This window comes from Streptomyces griseiscabiei (genome assembly GCF_020010925.1).
In the GTDB taxonomy this organism is placed as follows: Bacteria; Actinomycetota; Actinomycetes; order Streptomycetales; family Streptomycetaceae; genus Streptomyces; species Streptomyces griseiscabiei.
Window position 1 is genome coordinate 1,043,495 of record NZ_JAGJBZ010000003.1, and the last position, 17,218, is coordinate 1,060,712.

Annotated in this window: 14 protein-coding genes; 8 read left to right on the forward strand and 6 right to left on the reverse strand. The window is 71.9% G+C overall.

Going from position 1 to position 17,218, the window contains the following annotated elements:
- Positions 1-174: 174 nt before the first annotated feature.
- Both J8M51_RS38635 and J8M51_RS38640 read left to right on the forward strand, forming a co-directional pair.
- Positions 175-1,956 (forward strand): GMC oxidoreductase, encoded by a 1,782-nt coding sequence (locus J8M51_RS38635; protein ID WP_086755154.1) that lies wholly within the window; start codon positions 175-177, stop codon positions 1,954-1,956.
- Positions 1,957-2,277: 321 nt separating this feature from the next.
- Positions 2,278-3,012 (forward strand): hypothetical protein, encoded by a 735-nt coding sequence (locus J8M51_RS38640; RefSeq protein ID WP_236067910.1) that lies wholly within the window; start codon positions 2,278-2,280, stop codon positions 3,010-3,012.
- A 442-nt stretch (positions 3,013-3,454) separates the two neighbouring features.
- Here J8M51_RS38640 and J8M51_RS38645 read toward each other — a convergent pair whose 3' ends face one another.
- A complete protein-coding gene (locus J8M51_RS38645; RefSeq protein ID WP_086755152.1) occupies positions 3,455-3,781 on the reverse strand; it encodes a chorismate mutase in 327 nt (108 codons plus the stop codon).
- A 352-nt stretch (positions 3,782-4,133) separates the two neighbouring features.
- Between J8M51_RS38645 and guaA the strand changes: the two genes are divergently transcribed.
- Positions 4,134-5,714 (forward strand): glutamine-hydrolyzing GMP synthase, encoded by a 1,581-nt coding sequence (guaA, locus tag J8M51_RS38650; RefSeq protein ID WP_086755151.1) that lies wholly within the window; start codon positions 4,134-4,136, stop codon positions 5,712-5,714.
- A 23-nt stretch (positions 5,715-5,737) separates the two neighbouring features.
- Here guaA and J8M51_RS38655 read toward each other — a convergent pair whose 3' ends face one another.
- Positions 5,738-6,205, reverse strand: coding sequence for a pyridoxamine 5'-phosphate oxidase family protein (locus J8M51_RS38655; protein ID WP_179203043.1), 468 nt, complete (start codon positions 6,203-6,205; stop codon positions 5,738-5,740).
- Between the two features lie 246 nt (positions 6,206-6,451).
- Between J8M51_RS38655 and J8M51_RS38660 the strand changes: the two genes are divergently transcribed.
- Positions 6,452-7,246: a class II aldolase/adducin family protein gene (locus J8M51_RS38660; protein WP_216590730.1), complete on the forward strand. Its 795-nt coding sequence runs from the start codon at positions 6,452-6,454 to the stop codon at positions 7,244-7,246.
- A 43-nt stretch (positions 7,247-7,289) separates the two neighbouring features.
- Here J8M51_RS38660 and J8M51_RS38665 read toward each other — a convergent pair whose 3' ends face one another.
- Positions 7,290-8,210, reverse strand: a complete 921-nt coding sequence (locus tag J8M51_RS38665) for a DUF4429 domain-containing protein (RefSeq protein WP_267299868.1) — start codon at positions 8,208-8,210, stop codon at positions 7,290-7,292.
- A gap of 450 nt (positions 8,211-8,660) precedes the next feature.
- Between J8M51_RS38665 and J8M51_RS38670 the strand changes: the two genes are divergently transcribed.
- Complete coding sequence (locus tag J8M51_RS38670; protein WP_179203273.1) at positions 8,661-9,947, forward strand: hypothetical protein; 1,287 nt, start codon at positions 8,661-8,663, stop codon at positions 9,945-9,947.
- 945 nt (positions 9,948-10,892) lie between these two features.
- Positions 10,893-11,438 carry a DoxX family protein gene (locus J8M51_RS38675; RefSeq protein ID WP_086764423.1) on the forward strand — a complete coding sequence of 182 codons (546 nt, stop codon included), beginning with the start codon at positions 10,893-10,895 and terminating at the stop codon, positions 11,436-11,438.
- A 136-nt stretch (positions 11,439-11,574) separates the two neighbouring features.
- Here J8M51_RS38675 and J8M51_RS38680 read toward each other — a convergent pair whose 3' ends face one another.
- Positions 11,575-11,859 (reverse strand): hypothetical protein, encoded by a 285-nt coding sequence (locus tag J8M51_RS38680; RefSeq protein ID WP_216590956.1) that lies wholly within the window; start codon positions 11,857-11,859, stop codon positions 11,575-11,577.
- Positions 11,846-13,459 carry a PspC domain-containing protein gene (locus J8M51_RS38685; protein WP_267299869.1) on the reverse strand — a complete coding sequence of 538 codons (1,614 nt, stop codon included), beginning with the start codon at positions 13,457-13,459 and terminating at the stop codon, positions 11,846-11,848. The genes J8M51_RS38680 and J8M51_RS38685 overlap by 14 nt, the downstream gene beginning before the upstream one ends.
- Before the next feature lie 166 nt (positions 13,460-13,625).
- Here J8M51_RS38685 and J8M51_RS38690 point away from each other — a divergent pair, with 166 nt between their 5' ends.
- Positions 13,626-14,915 (forward strand): ATP-binding protein, encoded by a 1,290-nt coding sequence (locus J8M51_RS38690; protein WP_086762180.1) that lies wholly within the window; start codon positions 13,626-13,628, stop codon positions 14,913-14,915.
- Positions 14,912-15,811: a response regulator transcription factor gene (locus J8M51_RS38695; protein ID WP_317853004.1), complete on the forward strand. Its 900-nt coding sequence runs from the start codon at positions 14,912-14,914 to the stop codon at positions 15,809-15,811. Before J8M51_RS38690 ends, J8M51_RS38695 begins: the two co-directional genes overlap by 4 nt.
- A gap of 116 nt (positions 15,812-15,927) precedes the next feature.
- Here the strand turns inward: J8M51_RS38695 and J8M51_RS38700 are convergent, their stop codons facing one another.
- A complete protein-coding gene (locus J8M51_RS38700; RefSeq protein WP_086762174.1) occupies positions 15,928-17,007 on the reverse strand; it encodes a C40 family peptidase in 1,080 nt (359 codons plus the stop codon).
- Between the last annotated feature and the right edge of the window lie 211 nt (positions 17,008-17,218).

A 17,218-nucleotide genomic window follows, 5' to 3' on the forward strand; every position in this document is an offset into this window, starting at 1 on the left:
GCACGCTCCCCCAGTCTCGGCTTCGCTCGACCGGGAGGTACCCCCACGACGCCGCGGGACCCGCCCTCCGGGCGGACGACGGGACTTTGCGGACACGCCCTAGGTCTTCGGGCCGCCCACCGTGGGCTCCGCCAGGTCTTCGGGCCCGCCCACCCTTCGCAACGAGGAGAGCACGTGTCGTACGACTACGACGTCATCGTCGTCGGATCCGGCTTCGGCGGTTCGGTCACCGCCCTGCGCCTGACCGAGAAGGGCTACCGGGTCGGCGTCCTGGAGGCGGGCCGTCGCTTCACCCGCGAGACCCTCCCCAAGAACTCCTGGGACCTCAAGAACTACCTGTGGGCACCCGCGCTCGGCCTCTACGGCATCCAGCGCATCCACCTGCTCGGCAACGTCATGGTGCTGGCCGGGGCCGGCGTGGGCGGCGGCTCCCTCAACTACGCCAACACCCTCTACGTACCGCCGAAACCGTTCTTCGAGGACCCGCAGTGGAAGGACATCACCGACTGGCAGGAGGAGCTGAAGCCGTACTACGACCAGGCCCGCCGCATGCTCGGCGTACGGCTCAACCCGACGATGACCCCCTCCGACGTGCACCTGAAGGCCGCCGCCGAGCGGATGGGCGTCGGCGACAGCTTCCATCTCGCCCCGGTCGGCGTCTTCTTCGGCGACGGCGAGGACGCCGACGGCAAGGCGAAGGCCGCCCCCGGCGACCAGGTCGCGGACCCCTACTTCGGCGGCGCGGGCCCCGCCCGCAACGCCTGCACCGAATGCGGCGAGTGCATGACCGGCTGCCGCCACGGCGCGAAGAACACCCTCAACGAGAACTACCTCCACCTCGCCGAGAAGGCGGGCGCGGTGGTCCACCCCATGACGACGGTCGTCTCCTTGACGGAGGACTCGCGGGGCGGCTACGCCGTGACGACCCTCCCGACCGACAACCGAAGGAAGGGCCGGGGCCGGGTGCTCACAGCCCGCCGTGTCGTCCTCGCGGCCGGCACCTACGGCACCCAGACCCTCCTGCACCGGATGAAGGCGGGCGGCCAGCTCCCGCACCTCTCCGACCGCCTGGGCATGCTGACCCGCACCAACTCCGAGGCCCTGGTCGGCGCCCAGACCGACAACCGCCGCTACCGCAAGGCGCACGGCGTGCCCGAGGTCGACTTCACCCGGGGCGTGGCGATCACCTCCTCCATCCACCCCGACGAGAACACCCATATCGAGCCGGTCCGCTACGGCAAGGGCTCCAACGCGATGGGCGGTCTGTCGATCCTCCAGGTCCCGTACGCGGGGGGCACCGCGTCGGGCGCCACGCGTGTCCTCGGCTGGCTGGCGTACGCGGCCAAGCACCCCTTGCTGGTGGCCCGTTCGCTCTCCAACCGCCGCTGGTCGGAGCGGACCATCATCGGTCTGGTGATGCAGTCGCTGGACAACTCGCTGTCGACGGGGCTGAAGCCGAAGGGGCCGGGCAAGGGCCTGTTGACGGCACGCCAGGGTCATGGCGCGCCCAACCCCAAGCAGATCGAGGCCGCCTCGACCGCCGCGTCGACGATCGCCGCGGAGATCAACGGCTTCGCGGGCAGCAATGTGGGCGAGCTGATGGGCACCCCGCTCACCGCGCACTTCCTCGGCGGCTGCCCCATCGGCGCCACGGCGGCCGACGGGGTCATCGACCCCTACCACCGGCTGTACGGCCACCCCGGCATCTCCGTCGTCGACGGCTCGGCCGTCTCCGCGAACCTGGGCGTGAACCCGTCCCTGACCATCACGGCCCAGGCCGAGCGCGCGATGTCGTACTGGCCCAACAACGGCGAGCCCGACCACCGCCCGGCCTCCGGCGCCGGCTACGAACGCCTCGCCCCGGTGGCCCCCCTGCACCCGGCGGTCCCGTCGGACGCCTTCGGGGCCTTGCGGCTGCCGCTGGTGCCGGTGCCGGTGGTGCCGCCGAAGAAGTAGGCGCCGTCGCGGCGGAAGCAGGTGCTGTCGCGGAACAGGCTGTCGGGGAACGGCCGTCGGGGAACAGCGGAGAAGGACCCGCACCCCCCTCCGAGCGCGGGTCCTTCTCTCGTGTGCCAGGTGTGACCGGCGAGTGGGGCAAAGGGTTGCCCTTGCGATAACAGTTTTCCTGTGTGACGTGAGTCACAGATCACTGAGGCCGAAGTGATACCGGAAACCTGTTGTGGCGCGATGTCGCACACATGATCTGATGTGGCCCGTGAGGCCTCTGTGAGGCATGCGAGAAACGCCGTAAGGGCGGGGGACATGAAGGTGGGGGACATGAAGTCGACGATGTCGCGGGCGGCGGTGGCCGCTTCGGTCGCGGTCGCGCTGGGATTCACCGCGGCGTGCGGTGGGGGCGGCGACGAGGACAAGGGCGCGGACGCGAAGCCGTCGGTCGCCGGCAGTGCCTCGGCCGCCGGGGACGGGAAGAGCGGAGCCGGGAAGCCCGCGCTGACCAAGGCCCAGCTGAAGGAGGCGGCCCTCGCGAAGGGGGACGTGAAGGGCTACACGATCTCCGAGATGCCGGCGGACGACATGCCCGCCGTGCCTGTTCCCGCGAAGCCGGCCACCTGCCAGGCTCTCGCGAACATGTTCTACTTCACCTCCGACCCGCAGGCGAAGGACCGTGCCGGACGCAGGGTCACCGCGGTGAACGAGATCTCCGCGACCGTCATCGCCCTCGCCCTCGCCGCGCACGAGCAGAGCGACGCCGAGAAGGTGATGGCCGATCTGCGCGAGGCGACGGAGAGCTGCGACGGGTGGGAGCAGGTCGGCAACAAGTACACCGACATCGAGGCGCTCACCGCTCCCGAGCAGGGTGACGAGGCCGTCGCGTACAAGCTGAAGGGTGACATCGAGGGCGCGAAGATCCCGATGTCCTTCACGGTGGTGCGCAGCGGCTCGACGCTCATCATGTTCTCCTCGATGAACATGCTCGACGCGGACAAGGCCGAGGTGCCGGCCGAGGTTCTGGAGAAGCAGGTCACGAAGGTGGAGAAGGTCGCCGGCTGACCGGAGCAGGTGCGACGAAGGGCCCCGGGGGACGGCTGGAACAAGCCGGCCGCAGGGCCCTTCCGTCTTCTCTTCGCCTGGGTGTGTCGGCGGATCGTTCCGCATCGTGAAGGGGGAGACCGGCCTCCGCAACCGACCCGCCCGCCCTGGAACAGTTCCGCCGGCCGGCCCCGGGCGTCCCCGGAGCCGACCGTTCTCTTGGGTGACCGGGCTGCTGTCCCCTGCCGTCCGGTCACGACCCTGGAGCGAGGTCCCACGGCGCACGGCACGATCCGTACGCCTCATCGCCCCAGCGGAGCCACGCGTGGTTCTTTCGGGCCCGGGCCTGGCTGGCACGGACACCGACACCAACGAAGCGTGTCGGACGGCGGTCACGCGCCGTACGGGTGAGTCGGCACGCGTACGTACGTGCGCCGCGGGTGCGCTGCCGTCGTGCGCCGGATCAGATACGGCCCCGGCACAGCTCCAGCAGGGTCATCGCGAGCGCCGTGCCGGGCTTGCCGAGAGCGTCCCTGTAGTGGGCCAGGATCTCCATCTCGCGGGACAGGTTCACGCGCCTGCCGCCGGACTCGATGCGGGCGTCCTGGATCACGGCGGAGACAGCCACGCGTTCCTGGATCAGGCCGATGATCCGGTCGTCCAGCGCGTCGATGCGCTCCCGCGCACCGCTGATCACGTCGGCGGCCTCGGACGTACGGGCGCCGGTCACGTCGATGGCGGTCGTGCTGATGGCGGTCGTGTCGATGACGGTCGTCTCGATGGCGGTCATAAGGGGCTCTCCTCGCCGGAAGTCGGACATCAGATTCGGTATCGGAATCGGAATCGGAAGAGGCTCCCCGGAGCGGCAAGACCCGGAAAACGCCAGGCGCCCCGGACCTTGTCGGCCCGGGGCGCCTGGGGAAGTCGCTAGTCAGTAGCTCAAGCAACACGACCATGGCAGCCGGTGGGCCGGTTGCCATAGGTAAAGAGGAAGGTCGCCTGTGTGAACATGCGGGCCAGTATGCCACGGCCCGCGAGCGCCCGGGGTCCGGGGCGGAGCCTCTGGTGGGACCACTCCGGGAGAGCGCACCCCGGTAGACTCGGCCGCACAAGACCCCCGCCCAACCGCCGGAAGGCACCCCGTGTCATCAGCGAACCCCGCTGCCGCCGCCCCCGACACCGTCCTGGTCGTCGACTTCGGCGCCCAGTACGCCCAGCTCATCGCCCGTCGGGTCCGCGAGGCCCGGGTCTACAGCGAGATCGTGCCGAGCACCATGCCGGTCGCGGAGATGCTCGCCAGGAACCCGGCGGCGATCATCCTCTCCGGCGGCCCCTCCTCGGTCTACGCCGAGGGCGCCCCCCGCCTCGACCGCGCGCTCTTCGAGGCCGGCGTCCCCGTCTTCGGCATGTGCTACGGCTTCCAGCTGATGGCCACCACCCTCGGCGGCACGGTCGACAACACCGGCGCGCGGGAGTACGGCCGTACGCCCCTGCACGTCTCCAAGACCGGCAGCACCCTCTTCGAGGGCACCCCCGCCGAGCAGCCCGTCTGGATGTCCCACGGTGACGCCTGCTCCGCCGCCCCCGAGGGCTTCACCGTCACGGCCTCCACCGATGTCGTACCGGTCGCCGCCTTCGAGAACGACGAGAAGAAGCTCTACGGCGTCCAGTACCACCCGGAGGTCCTGCACTCCACGCACGGCCAGCAGGTGCTCGAACACTTCCTCTACCGGGGCGCGGGACTGACCCCCTCCTGGACCACCGGCAACGTCATCGAGGAGCAGGTCGAGGCCATCCGCGAGCTGGTCGGCGACAAGCGCGCGATCTGCGGCCTGTCCGGCGGTGTGGACTCCGCGGTCGCCGCGGCCCTCGTCCAGAAGGCCATCGGCTCCCAGCTGACCTGCGTGTACGTCGACCACGGTCTGATGCGCAAGAACGAGACCGAGCAGGTCGAGAAGGACTTCGTCGCGGCGACCGGCGTCCAGCTCAAGGTCGTGGACGCGGAGGAGCGGTTCCTCAAGGCGCTCGCCGGGGTGTCCGACCCCGAGCAGAAGCGGAAGATCATCGGCCGCGAGTTCATCCGCGTCTTCGAGCAGGCCCAGGCGGAGATCATCGCCGACGAGGGCCCCGAGGTCGCGTTCCTGGTCCAGGGCACCCTCTACCCGGACGTCGTCGAGTCCGGCGGCGGCACCGGCACGGCCAACATCAAGTCCCACCACAACGTGGGCGGTCTGCCGGAAGACCTCGAATTCAAGCTGATCGAGCCGCTGCGCAAGCTGTTCAAGGACGAGGTCCGGATGGTCGGCCAGGAGCTGGGGCTCCCGGAGGAGATCGTCCAGCGCCAGCCCTTCCCGGGCCCCGGCCTCGGCATCCGGATCGTCGGCGAGGTCACCAAGGACCGGCTCGACCTGCTCCGCGAGGCCGACGCCATCGCCCGCGAGGAGCTGACGGCCGCCGGCCTCGACCGCGACATCTGGCAGTGCCCGGTGGTCCTGCTCGCGGACGTCCGCAGCGTCGGCGTCCAGGGCGACGGCCGGACGTACGGCCACCCGATCGTCCTGCGCCCGGTGTCGAGCGAGGACGCCATGACCGCCGACTGGTCGCGGCTGCCCTACGAGGTCCTCGCGAAGATCTCCACGCGGATCACCAACGAGGTCGCCGACGTCAACCGCGTCGTCCTCGACGTGACGAGCAAGCCCCCGGGCACCATCGAGTGGGAGTAAGCCCCTTGGGTCCCCTGTGACCCTCAGGTCCGCTTGAGAGTCCGCACCGGCTCTCCGGGCTTCCAGATCTGGACGACCAGATACTTGTCGTCCTCGACAGAGGTCCGTACGACCTCCGTCAGCTCGGTGCGGAAGAGGTGGAACTGCTCCGGCGGTTCCACCTCTTCGCCGTACGCCGCCTTGACCGCGGGATCGTCGACCTCGACCGCCCGCCCGCTCACGCGTACGTCACCGCCGCCCATCTCCGTGCCCGGGCCCGGATTGGCCTGCAGCGAGAAACGCGGGTCCCGGCGCAGATCGAGCGCCTTGAGTGAGTCGGGCATCATCCCCAGCCACAGTTCCCCGTTCACGAACCGGACCTCCAGCCCGGTCGTACGCGGGGAGCCGTCCCTGCGGAGGGTGGCGAGGACGTGGTGGGTGAAGGCCCCGAAGCGGGCCTCGGCCGTCCGCGCGAGATCGGGTTCGGCGGCGACGAACGCGCCCCAGTTCACCTGCGAGGGATTCACCTGCGAAAGATTCTCCGGCACACGTCGAGTCTCGCGCGGATACCCGACATCCACTGTCCGGTTACCCCGAGCGACGTACGGAGGCGGTTCGACCCGAGCGAACGGTGTGCGGTGTGGCGCGCTTCCGTGACTTGCGTAACGGTTGCGCACTCTCTTCACGGGACGGGCCTGTTCTGCCAGGGGCACCGACGGTAACTTCCGCTTCGTAAAGGAAGTCATTCTGGAGGACACATGCACGGGCCCACACCGCCCCTGCCCCTACCCACCGACCAGCTCCGGTTCGCCATGCCGCCGATGCACGAGTCGGCGGAGGACGAGCGGCGGCACCGCAAGGAACGGCTGGCCGGGGCCCTGCGGATCTTCGGGCGACTGGGGTTCGAGGAGGGCGTCTCGGGGCACATCACCGCGCGCGACCCGGAGTTCAGCGACTGCTTCTGGGTCAATCCGTTCGGGATGCCGTTCAAGCACGTCACGGTGAGCGACCTCGTCCTCGCCAACCAGGACGGCCAGGTGATCGAGGGCCGCTACCACGTCAACCAGGCCGCCTTCACCGTCCACGCCCAGGTGCACGCCGCCCGCCCCGACGTCGTCGCGGTCGCCCACTGCCACTCCGTGCACGGCCGCGCGCTGGCCGCGCTCGGCGATCTGCTCGACCCGATCACCCAGGAGTCCTGCGCGTTCTACGAGGACCAGGCGCTCTACGACCACTACACGGGCGTCGCCGTGGACGCCGACGAGGGCCGGCGTATCGCCGGGGTGCTCGGCAGCCGCAAGGCGCTCGTGCTGCGCAACCACGGTCTGCTGACGGTCGGCGACTCGGTCGACGCGGCGGCCTGGTGGTTCCTGTCCATGGAACGCTCGGCCCAGGTACAGCTCACCGCGAAGGCGGCGGGCCGCCCGCTCCTCATCGAGCACCGGCAGGCGGTGGCGACACGGGAGCAGGCCGGCGGCGACCTGGTGGCGTGGATCAACTACCAGCCGCTGTGGCAGGACATCAGCCGGAGCGAGCCGGATCTGCTGAGCTGACCGGGGGGCCCGCTCCTCGTCGCGCGTCGAGGGCGGACGCCGGTCAGAAGCCGCGCAGCACGGCGGCCTTGGTGACGGCGAACTCCTCGTCCGTGAGGACGCCGTCGCGGTGCAGCTCACCGAGTTCACGGAGACGGCGGAGAAGCACGTCGTGAAGGTCCGGGGCGGCGGGGGTGGCGGGAGTGGCCGGGGTGGGACGTGATCGGGCGGAGGGTTCCATGATCCGGGGGTGGGCCGGGTGATCGTCGGCACCGTGGGCGGACGGATGGGGCAGCCGCGCCGTGACCGCGGTGGCGACGAGCGCCGTCAGCAGGTCCCGGCGCGTACTGCCCCACAGGTCGAGCGCGTACGGGTCCCGCTCCGGCGGCAGCTTCGAGAAGATCGTCTCGCGCGTCACGAACCGCAGGAACCCGTCCTCGTAACCGGAGTTGGGCAGCCACTCGACCCGTGCCAGTTCGCCGACGTCGATGATCCGCGGGCCGGTCGCGCGCTTGACCCGGTCGGAGGTGTCGTTCCAGTCGATCCGGACCCGCGTGCCGTCGAACGAGACCGTGCCGTCGCTGGAGCGCACCGACACCGGCACGGGCGGCCCGGGCAGGAGATAGACCTCGGCGGGCTCCTTCGGTGTCCGCTCCAGCAGCATCGACTGCCGTATCTCCTCCGCCACGTACTCGGCGATCCCGGACCGGTCGAGATCGACCGTCAGCCGGTACGGGTCGGCCGCGTCCGGGAGCCGCCCCCCGGTGGCCTGGAGCAGCGGATCACTGCCCTCGCGAAGCCGCAACCGGAGCCGCCCGCGCTTGCGTTCGGGCTCGTACACGACACCGGCCACCGCCTCCAGGGGGACCGCGATCTCCCCGTACGTCTGCCGGAACAGCGCCACGGAACGGTGCAGGCCCGGCGTGATCCGGACCGTGCTGCCGTCGAAGGCCCAGGCCCCGTCCCGCTGGATGATCTCGGCCATAGGAGGATTCTCCCAGCCGGGTCAACACGGGCGCCGGGACTTCACCCCGCGCTTCTCTTGCGCGGAGTGGACCTGCCGGACGCGGGCCGTGTTCCGTACGGCACAATTCGCTGTCATCGCGGGGCAGTTGTACGGCGGTACGGCTGTGGTAGTGAGCGGACGTGTGTACGACGTCCGGTGGCGGTGCCTGCGGCGGTGCCGGGGGCGGTTCCGACGGCGGTTTCGACGGCGGTTCCGGTGTCGACCACTCGATTCGGTTCGGCTCGATTCGGCTCGGCTCGATTTGATTCGGCTTGGCTCGGCTCCGTGGGGGTTCTCGGTTCGGCTCGAAAGCGGCGACTTTCGACAGCAGTGATGTTCGACAGCAATTTCGACAGCAATGACGATTTCGGCGGATGCCGAGGGACGCGGACGCGGAGGCGGACGCGACGCGGGAAGGCGGGCTCGGGCGTGGCGGTACAGGAGGCGAGAGGGGGCATGGGCATGGGCGTGGGTGCCCATGAGGGCGGGTGCACCTGCGGGGACTGCCCGCACGGGGCGCGTGCGGGACACCGGCGCGCGGTCGCCGAGTTCCTGCTGAAGCGGGAGGAGTTCGCGTCGGGGCACGGGCTGCCGGCGGCCGTCGCGCACTCCGCGTCCGCCTCCCGGCAGTGGGTCTCCGACGAACTCACCCAGTCCGCGGCCCTCGTCGCGGAACGCGGCCGGGTCGAGGGCGAGGCCTGGCTCGCCCGTCTGTGGCTGCGCACGGCGATCGTCGTCTGGGCCGCCGTCATCACCCTCCTCCTCGTCCAGTCCCTCACCGCGATCGGCGCGGGCTGGACGGTCGCCCGCACCGCCGGCCTCCTGGCCGCACTGCTGGTGGGCGCGGCCCTGACGGGCGCCGGCTATCTGCACCGGGCCCGCGGCGGCGCCCTCGCCCCGGTCATCGGAGAGGACAACCGTCTCTCCACCTCCCGTGCCATCGCGGCCGGCTGGGTGCTCTTCGTCGTCTTCGCGGTCCTCGTCCTCGTCGGCCGCCTCGCCGCGGCCTCCGACCACCGTGAACGTGACGCCCTCATCGCCGGTCTCGACCTCGCCCGAGGCGCGGGCATCGTGACCGTCCTGGCGGTGGTCTGCGGTATCGCGGTCCTGGTCCGGCGTGTGGTCGGCCTCCGTGTCCTGTCCCAGCGCCTGCAGAAGGTCCGCGCCCACCGCCCGCGCGCCGCCGACCTCCTCACCGACGACTCGGGCCGGGGCAGCTTCACGGACATCCAGTACGTGATCGTCTGCGCCGTCGCCCTCGCGTTCGCGGCGGTCCGCCTCGCCCGCCGCCCCGACCAGCTCCCCGACCTTCCCTGGGGCCTCGCCCTCCTCGTCCTGGTCTCCGCGGCCACCTACGTCGCCGGCAAGTACGCCGAGGGCGGCCGCCCCGTCATCCTCTCGGTGGTCCGCGCCCGCGAGGCCGGCGACCTCGACGCCCCCATCCGCAACGGCGACGACATCGAGATCCGCGGCTCCGGCTTCGTCCCGCCCGGCGCCCAGACCGCCGACCACCTCTCCCGCATGGTCGTCCGCATCGGCCCCGTCCATGTCCACGTCCCCCTCGTCCCCGTCGCCGGCGGCTTCAGCAACCCCACCGACGCCGTCCTCACCGCCCCCGTCCCCGCCGACGTCGAACCCGGCAAGGTCGAGGTCCAGGTCGTCACAGCCGCCGGCGTCGAAACCGCCCGCTACACGATCGAGGTCTCAGCGGACTGACCGGCCGCCGGCCAGCCGCCGTCGTTGGCCAGCCGCCGCCGGCCAGCCGCCGCTGTCGGGCAGCCCCGTCGGGCCGCCTGACGTCCGCTGTCTGCCGCCCGCGACCCTGGCTGGGAGCTGGGAGCTGGGAGCTGGGAGCTGGGAGCTGGGAGCTGGGAGCTGGGAGCTGGAGCTGGGGCTGGGGCTGGGGGTGAGGCCGAGGTCGGGCAAGGGCTTGGGTTTCGGCTCGGGCTCGGGCTGAGGGCTGGGGGCTCGGGCCCGGGGGCAGAGGTGCAGCTGGTGAGGGGCGCTGGGGTCTCGGAAGCCGGGCCCTGGGGGCACAGGTGCCGGAGGCGCTGGTGAGCGGGGGCCGGGCCGTTTCTGGAGAGCGTGGGAGCGCAGCGGGCTGAGGCGCGGCGCGCGCGTCGCAGCGGGTGCGGCGGGGTGTGGCGGAGTGCGGGGGCGCGTCCTGCCCGTGTTTCGCGGGACGCCCTGTCCCGCGCCCCGCGTCGCGTCGCGTCGCATCCTCCGCGTCGCCGGACGGCCCGTCCCGCGCCCCACCGCGCGTCGCGTCTCGCCGGACGCCCTGTCCCGCGTCCCGCCGCACGCGCCGCACCGCCGCACCGCCGCACGCAATGCGTCGCGTCCGTCCAGCCCTCGCGCCGCGCCTGCTTCCAACCTGAGCCCGTGCCCATCCAAGCCCGCTCCCGTCCCCGTCCGCACCCATCCCTGCGGTACCAAAAGGCGGCGCATACGCGGGGCGGTGTCGAAGGGGCGCAGCCCCTGGGATGGGACGGGTAGGGGCGGCGGGGGCGAGGAAACAGGCTCCCAGACCACAGCCCGCGCCCTCCCCGACAAGACACCCGACTCGGAAAAACACGCCCGAACCATTGAGCACCCCCACCCCTCCGAACGTATCGTCTGTTGAGGGGTCAACGGCACGGCGGACAAGAGGCGGCGCAGACCATGACTCACGACATTCGCTCGGACTCCCACACCCCCCACTTCGACGGCGGCCCGGACTGGCGGGACTCAGCCACCCGCTACGCCCTGCTGCCCCTGCGTATCTTCCTCGCCGTCACCTTCATCTACGCCGGCCTGGACAAACTCACCGACAGCGCCTTCATGGCGGACTCCGGCTCAGGCTCCATCGGCGACATGATGAGGGCCGCCCGAGACTCCTCCGCCATCCCAGCCATGATCGACATGGCCCTCAACAACCCTGTCGGCTTCGGCTACGCCATCGCCCTGGGTGAACTGGCCGTCGGCATCGGCACCCTCCTCGGCCTCCTCACCCGCCTCGCCGCGGTCGGCGGCGCCCTGATCTCCCTGAGCCTCTGGCTGACGGTCAGCTGGTCGGCTTCCCCGTACTACTACGGCAACGACCTCCCCTACCTCATGGCCTGGCTCCCCCTGATCCTCGCCGGCGCCCCGGTCCTCTCCGTGGACGCGGCCATCCGCTCCCGCCGCCACGGCGGCGGCAGCAGGCACCGCGCGAACTCCTACCGCTGACCCACGAGCCGACACCGGACGGCGTCCACGACGAGTTCCAGCACGGTTCCCCGACGACCTGCCCCAGGCCCACGCGCAGGTCCACGCACCCCCTCACACTCACCGGCCCGCTTCGCTTCTCCTCCCCGCCGCGCGCCTATCGCCCCGTCTCTCCGGTGGTCCCAGGCGGCCCGGCCCCGGCCGCCGTGCCCCTGTTGGCCGGGCCCGTCGGCCCCTTGCGCCCGGCGCCCCGCCGCCCCCGTATCGCGTGATCGAGGAAACCCACCGCCCCCGCCAGACACAGCCCCCCGACGACGAGCGGGATGACGACGAACCACGGGGTCTGCCAGGCGTCTCCGGCGTCGCCGAGGTACACGACACCGGCGGCGGTCAGCACCAGGCCGGCGACGAGCTTGCCCGGTCGGAACTCATGACGCAGCACGGGCCACCTCCGCCTGCCCCAGACCGACTTCGAGGTCGATGGTGAGTGTGCCGCCGTCGGCCGAGCCCTTCTCGGGGGCCAGCGTCAGCCGATCGCTCTTGTCGGGTGCCACGTCCACGTCCTCCTTGTCGTCACCCGGCAACTGGATGTCACCGAGGCCCACTTCGATGTCGAGACGTACGGTGACGTCCGGCGGCACCACCACCTTCACCTTGCCCGCGCCGACCTCCACGCTCGTGGTCAGCGAGTCCCCCTTCCGCAGGTCCACCCCGGAGAGGTCCAGCGTGCCCACACCGGTCCCCAGCTCGTAGCGGGCCGCCACGCTCTCCGCGTTCCGTGGGGTCCACTCCCTGCGGACCCAGTCGGTGGTGATGTCGGCCGGGAGCGCCGCCGTGCACGCCAGGAGCCCCGCCGTGACGAGGGCCAGGAGGATCGACCCCGCTCCCGTACGGCCGAGGAAGGCGCTCAGGGCTATGCCCAGGCCGAACACGGTCAGCGCGCACGCCAGGCCGGTCTGCAGACTGGCGGCGAGGGCACGGTCCTCCCAGGTCGCGCCGGTGCCGACACCACCGGCGAGCAGCGCGAGCAGGAAGATCCAGCCCCCTGTCCAGCGCGGACCGCGTGGCTTCGGCGGGCGCGGGACGCGTATGCCCTGGTGGGGGCGCGGCCCGCCGTGGGCGATGTTGAACGCCGCCGCCATGTCCCGGTCGCGGCTCCCCCATGGCCCCCACAGATAGCCCGTGCCGCCCACATGCGTCCCGTCCTTGACTATCGGGTCGCGCCACCAGGAGGGGTAGGCGGAGGCCACGGGCGGCGCCTGGGCCTCCGGGGGCGCGTCGGCCACGGCCTGCGCGGCGAGCGGATCGGGGTCGAGGGCGCCGCGGTGCTGCGACCAGTACCCCGCGCCGGCCAGGAGCAGGGAGAGGACCACGGAGAACGTCAGAACGCTGGTGTTGCTCAGCAAGGTGAGGAAGACACCGCAGCCGACCAGGGCGAAGAGCACGGCCGTGAGGGCGTGGCCGCCCACCCGGCCGGTCAGCAGCTTGCGTACCTCGTTCTCCTCCTCGTCGTCGTAGGGAACGAACAGCCAGGCGAAGCCGTAGAAGATCAGACCGAGGCCGCCGGTCGCGGCGAGGACCGCGAGCACCACCCGGAAGATCACCGGGTCCATGTCGCACTGCCGCCCGAGCCCGGAACAGACACCGCCCAGCACCTTGAACCGCCGGTCGCGGCGGAACTTGTGCGGGGCGGCGGGACCGCCGACAGGGGCATCAGGGTCGTCCGGATCTGGACGGCCCGCCGAACCGGGGATGGACGGGCCGGGCGCTCCTGGCGCCTCGGGCGCACCGGGAGGGGGATGGCCGGCACCCCCGGCGGCCCCGGTAGGCCGGGCGGCTCCCGTATGTCCGGTGCCTCCGGCCGGACCGGCGGTGGCCGCTTGATCCGCGGGCGCGCCCGCGCCCGCGTCCCCGTCTGCGCGCGGCGCTTTTTCCTCCGTGCCCGGTGGGGGCACGGCGTCCTGCGGCTCGGTGGGGGGCCGCAGGGCGTCCGGACCCGAGCCGGGGCCCGGCTCCGCTGCCGCGTGCTGGTGATCCGTCATGCGTCCATCGTGACCGCCGAGCCGGTCCGATGGCAGTCGGGATGACCCTGGTCGAACCCTGATATCCGCCCCGGGGATGCGTTCGATCACGGTGGACCGAAGATCAGGGGCGTCTCGGGGGTCGACCCTGATGCCCCGATCGGCCGTGCGTGTGAACATCGATGGCATGCCGGAAGCCGCAGCACTGCCAGTCGACACTCCGCGGCCCCCGCGCAAGCTCTACCGCAGCAGCGACGGACGCTGGCTCGGAGGCGTGGCGCGAGGGCTCGCCGGGCATCTCGGTCTGCCTGTGACCTGGGTGCGGCTCGTGTTCGTCGGCCTCTTCATGTCGGACGGCCTGGGCGCCCTCGTCTACGCGGCGTTCTGGTTCTTCGTCCCGCTCGGTGTCGGAGGCGTCGACAGCCAGCGGCCCCCGGCCCTCGCCACCGAGACCTCTCCCGACGGCCGCCGCAGACTCGTGGCCCGCAAGCCCGACCGCGGCCAGATAGTCGCCCTCCTCCTCATGGTCGTCGTGGCCATGGTCTTCGTCGGCAATGTGAACCTGGGGGAGGGGGCCAGGGCGTATCTCTGGCCGACCGTGCTCGTCGCGGCCGGTGTCGCCCTGGTCTGGCGCCAGGCGGACAACGCGCGCCGGGCCCGCTGGGCGGAGGTCGGCCGACGGCGGCGCACGATCACGCTGCTCCGTTCCGTGGCCGGCGTCCTGCTGGTCACCGCGGGTGTCTCCGGGATATTCGTCCTGCAGGGCTCGGCCGCCCACCTCGGCTCGGTGCTGCAGGCCGCGCTCGCGGTCCTCGTGGGCATAGCGCTGCTGGCCGGGCCGTACCTCGTCCGTATGACCCAGGACCTCTCCGAGGAGCGCCTGATGCGTATCCGCGCCCAGGAGCGCGCGGAGGTCGCGGCACACGTCCACGACTCGGTGCTGCACACGCTGACACTGATACAGCGCAACGCGGACAGCCCGAACGAGGTCCGCCGCCTCGCCCGCGCCCAGGAGCGCGACCTGCGGAACTGGCTGTACAAACCCGAGGGCACCGGAAAGGACGAGGACGAGGAGCCGGACACGCTCGCCGAGGCCGTGCGACGGAACGCGGCGGAGGTCGAGGACAAGCACGGCGTCCCCATAGAGGTGGTCGTCGTCGGCGACTGCCCCCTCGACGAAGGACTGACCGCGCAGATGCAGGCCGCGCGCGAGGCGATGGTGAACGCCGCCAAGTACGGTGGCGAGGGCGGCGCCGTGCAGGTCTTCGCCGAGGTCGAGGGAAGGACGGTCTTCGTGTCCGTCCGGGACCGCGGTCCCGGCTTCGACCTCGACGCGATACCCGCCGACCGCATGGGCGTCAGAGAATCGATCATCGGCCGTATGGAGCGCAACGGGGGTACGGCACGGCTCCGCGCCGTACCGGACGGCGGCACGGAGGTCGAGCTGGAGATGGAGAGGGCGGAGACGACGTCATGAGTGACGCGAACGGGGCGAACGACACTGCCGCACAGAGCGGTTCGGGCACCGGCCCGGCAGGGGACCAGGGAGGCCCGGCCGCGAGGGGCACGAACGCGGCCGAGGGCGTGCCCGGCGAATCCGCCACGGCCGGGCCGACCGCCACGGCTGCGGAAGGAGCCGGAACCGAGGCCGGCGCCGCTCAGCCCGCTGCCGGGGCCGGCGCCGGACCCGGGGCCGGGGTCTCCGGGCCCGGGCGGCATGTCCGGGTCGTGCTGGTGGACGATCACCGGATGTTCCGGACGGGAGTCCAGGCCGAGATCGGGCAGACGGACCGCACGGGCGTGGAGGTCGTCGGGGAGGCGCCCGACGTGGACCAGGCGGTCTCGGTGATCACGAGTACCCGGCCCGAGGTGGTGCTCCTCGACGTGCATCTGCCCGGCGGCGGCGGGGTCGAAGTGCTGCGCCGCTGCTCGGCGTTGATGGCGGACGCCGAGCAGCCCGTCCGGTTCCTCGCCCTGTCCGTGTCGGACGCGGCGGAGGATGTGATCGGAGTGATCCGGGGAGGTGCGCGTGGCTATGTCACCAAGACGATCACCGGCACCGATCTGGTGGACTCCATCTTCCGGGTCCAGGAGGGAGACGCGGTCTTCTCCCCGCGTCTGGCCGGCTTCGTCCTGGACGCCTTCGCCTCCACGGACGCCCCGCCCGTCGACGAGGATCTCGACCGGCTCACCCAGCGCGAGCGCGAGGTCCTGCGTCTCATCGCCCGCGGCTACGCCTACAAGGAGATCGCCAAGCAGCTCTACATCTCGGTGAAGACGGTGGAGTCCCATGTCTCCGCCGTACTGCGGAAGTTGCAGCTCTCCAACCGGCATGAGCTGACGAGATGGGCGACGGCGCGACGCCTGGTCTGAGAGCCGGGCGGGCGGCCGATCGGGCGCCCGCCCGCACACTCACGGACCGGTATCCGTCCGCTCCCGGCCCGGCCCGGCCCGTTCCCCGGGCCGAGGCCGCCTGGCTGAGCCCCGGCTCAGACCACCCGCGTGGCCCCCGCGTACGGCATCTCGTCGAGAGGGGCCACGCGGACCGGGGCCGATGGGTTCGGGGCGTGGATCATCTGGCCGTTGCCGACGTAGATGCCCACATGGCTGATGCCGGAGTAGAAGAAGACGAGGTCGCCGGGGCGGAGTTCGGAGCGGGCGACGCGGCGGCCGGCGGCGATCTGGGAGTAGGTGGTGCGGGGGAGGGAGACACCGGCGGCGCGGTAGGCGGCGAGGGTGAGGCCGGAGCAGTCGAAGGCGTTGGGGCCGGTGGCGCCCCAGACGTACGGGCTGCCGAGCTTGGAGTAGGCGTAGGAGACGGCCGCGGCGGCGCGCGAGTTGGGGGCCCCGGTGGACGCGGAGACGGGGGAGGCGGGGCCGGTGAGGTCGCGGCGGGCCGAGGCGGAGGAGCGGGAGGCGTGCCCGGCGGTGCCGCCCGGGGCGTCGAGCCGGGCCGGGTCCTCGGTGCCGAGCCGGTCGAGCAACTGCCGGGCGTCGGTCAGTTTCGAGGTGACGGTCTTCTTGTGCCGCTTCAGCTCCGACTGGCGGGTCTTGAGCGTGCCGAGTTCGACGCGGGCGGCGCCGCGCAGCCGTTCGATCTCCAGCAGTTGCTTCCGTACGCTCGCCACATCGGCCGAGTGCCGGCTGCCGACGCGCTCGGCGAGGGCGGCGCCGTCCAGGTACTGGTCCGGGTCGGCGGAGAGGGCGAGCTGCCAGGACGGGTCCATGCCCCCGCCCCGGTACTGCGCCGCCGCGACCGAACCGAGTTCGTCGCGGGCCGAGTTGAGCCGGTCGGTGCGGCGGGCGGCCTGGTCGCGCAGCTCTTCGAGGTTCTCCTGCGCCTTGTCGGCCTTCTCCTTCGCGCCGTTGTACTTCTCGGTGGCGACCTCGGCCTCTTGGTAGAGCTTGTCCACCTTCGCCCTGACCTGGTCGGGCGTGAGCTGTGGATCGGCGTGCCCGGTGCCGTCGAAGCCGGTCGCGGTCGCCGCGCCCGCGAGGGCGAACGTCGCGGCCGTGCGGACCGTGTGGCCGCCGAGTGAGCGCTGTCTGGGCTTGCGGTGCGCTGCCACGTGGGGTGCGTGTCCTCTCCGTACGACCGCCGTCCGCGGTACGGACAGGGTCTGTCCGTACGGACCGCCTGGGGGGAGCGGTGACACGTCCGGCGGCGGCCCGCACAGGGGGAGCGGGACGCCGCCGGACCTTCTCGGCGGGGGTGGCCGACTGCCGCCCCTGGCCCGGGCGGCGGTGGGGAGCCGGTCACCTGAGGGAGGACGCTAAACC

What these genes read in the sequence shown, in the direction of transcription:
- J8M51_RS38640 (WP_236067910.1), top strand. Translation starts at nt 2,278, where the DNA reads ATGAAGTCGACGATGTCGCGGGCGGCGGTGGCCGCTTCGGTCGCGGTC.
- J8M51_RS38645 (WP_086755152.1), bottom strand. Translation starts at nt 3,781, where the DNA reads ATGACCGCCATCGAGACGACCGTCATCGACACGACCGCCATCAGCACG.
- J8M51_RS38660 (WP_216590730.1), top strand. Translation starts at nt 6,452, where the DNA reads ATGCACGGGCCCACACCGCCCCTGCCCCTACCCACCGACCAGCTCCGG.
- J8M51_RS38665 (WP_267299868.1), bottom strand. Translation starts at nt 8,210, where the DNA reads ATGGCCGAGATCATCCAGCGGGACGGGGCCTGGGCCTTCGACGGCAGC.
- J8M51_RS38675 (WP_086764423.1), top strand. Translation starts at nt 10,893, where the DNA reads ATGACTCACGACATTCGCTCGGACTCCCACACCCCCCACTTCGACGGC.
- J8M51_RS38685 (WP_267299869.1), bottom strand. Translation starts at nt 13,459, where the DNA reads ATGACGGATCACCAGCACGCGGCAGCGGAGCCGGGCCCCGGCTCGGGT.
- J8M51_RS38690 (WP_086762180.1), top strand. Translation starts at nt 13,626, where the DNA reads ATGCCGGAAGCCGCAGCACTGCCAGTCGACACTCCGCGGCCCCCGCGC.
- J8M51_RS38695 (WP_317853004.1), top strand. Translation starts at nt 14,912, where the DNA reads ATGAGTGACGCGAACGGGGCGAACGACACTGCCGCACAGAGCGGTTCG.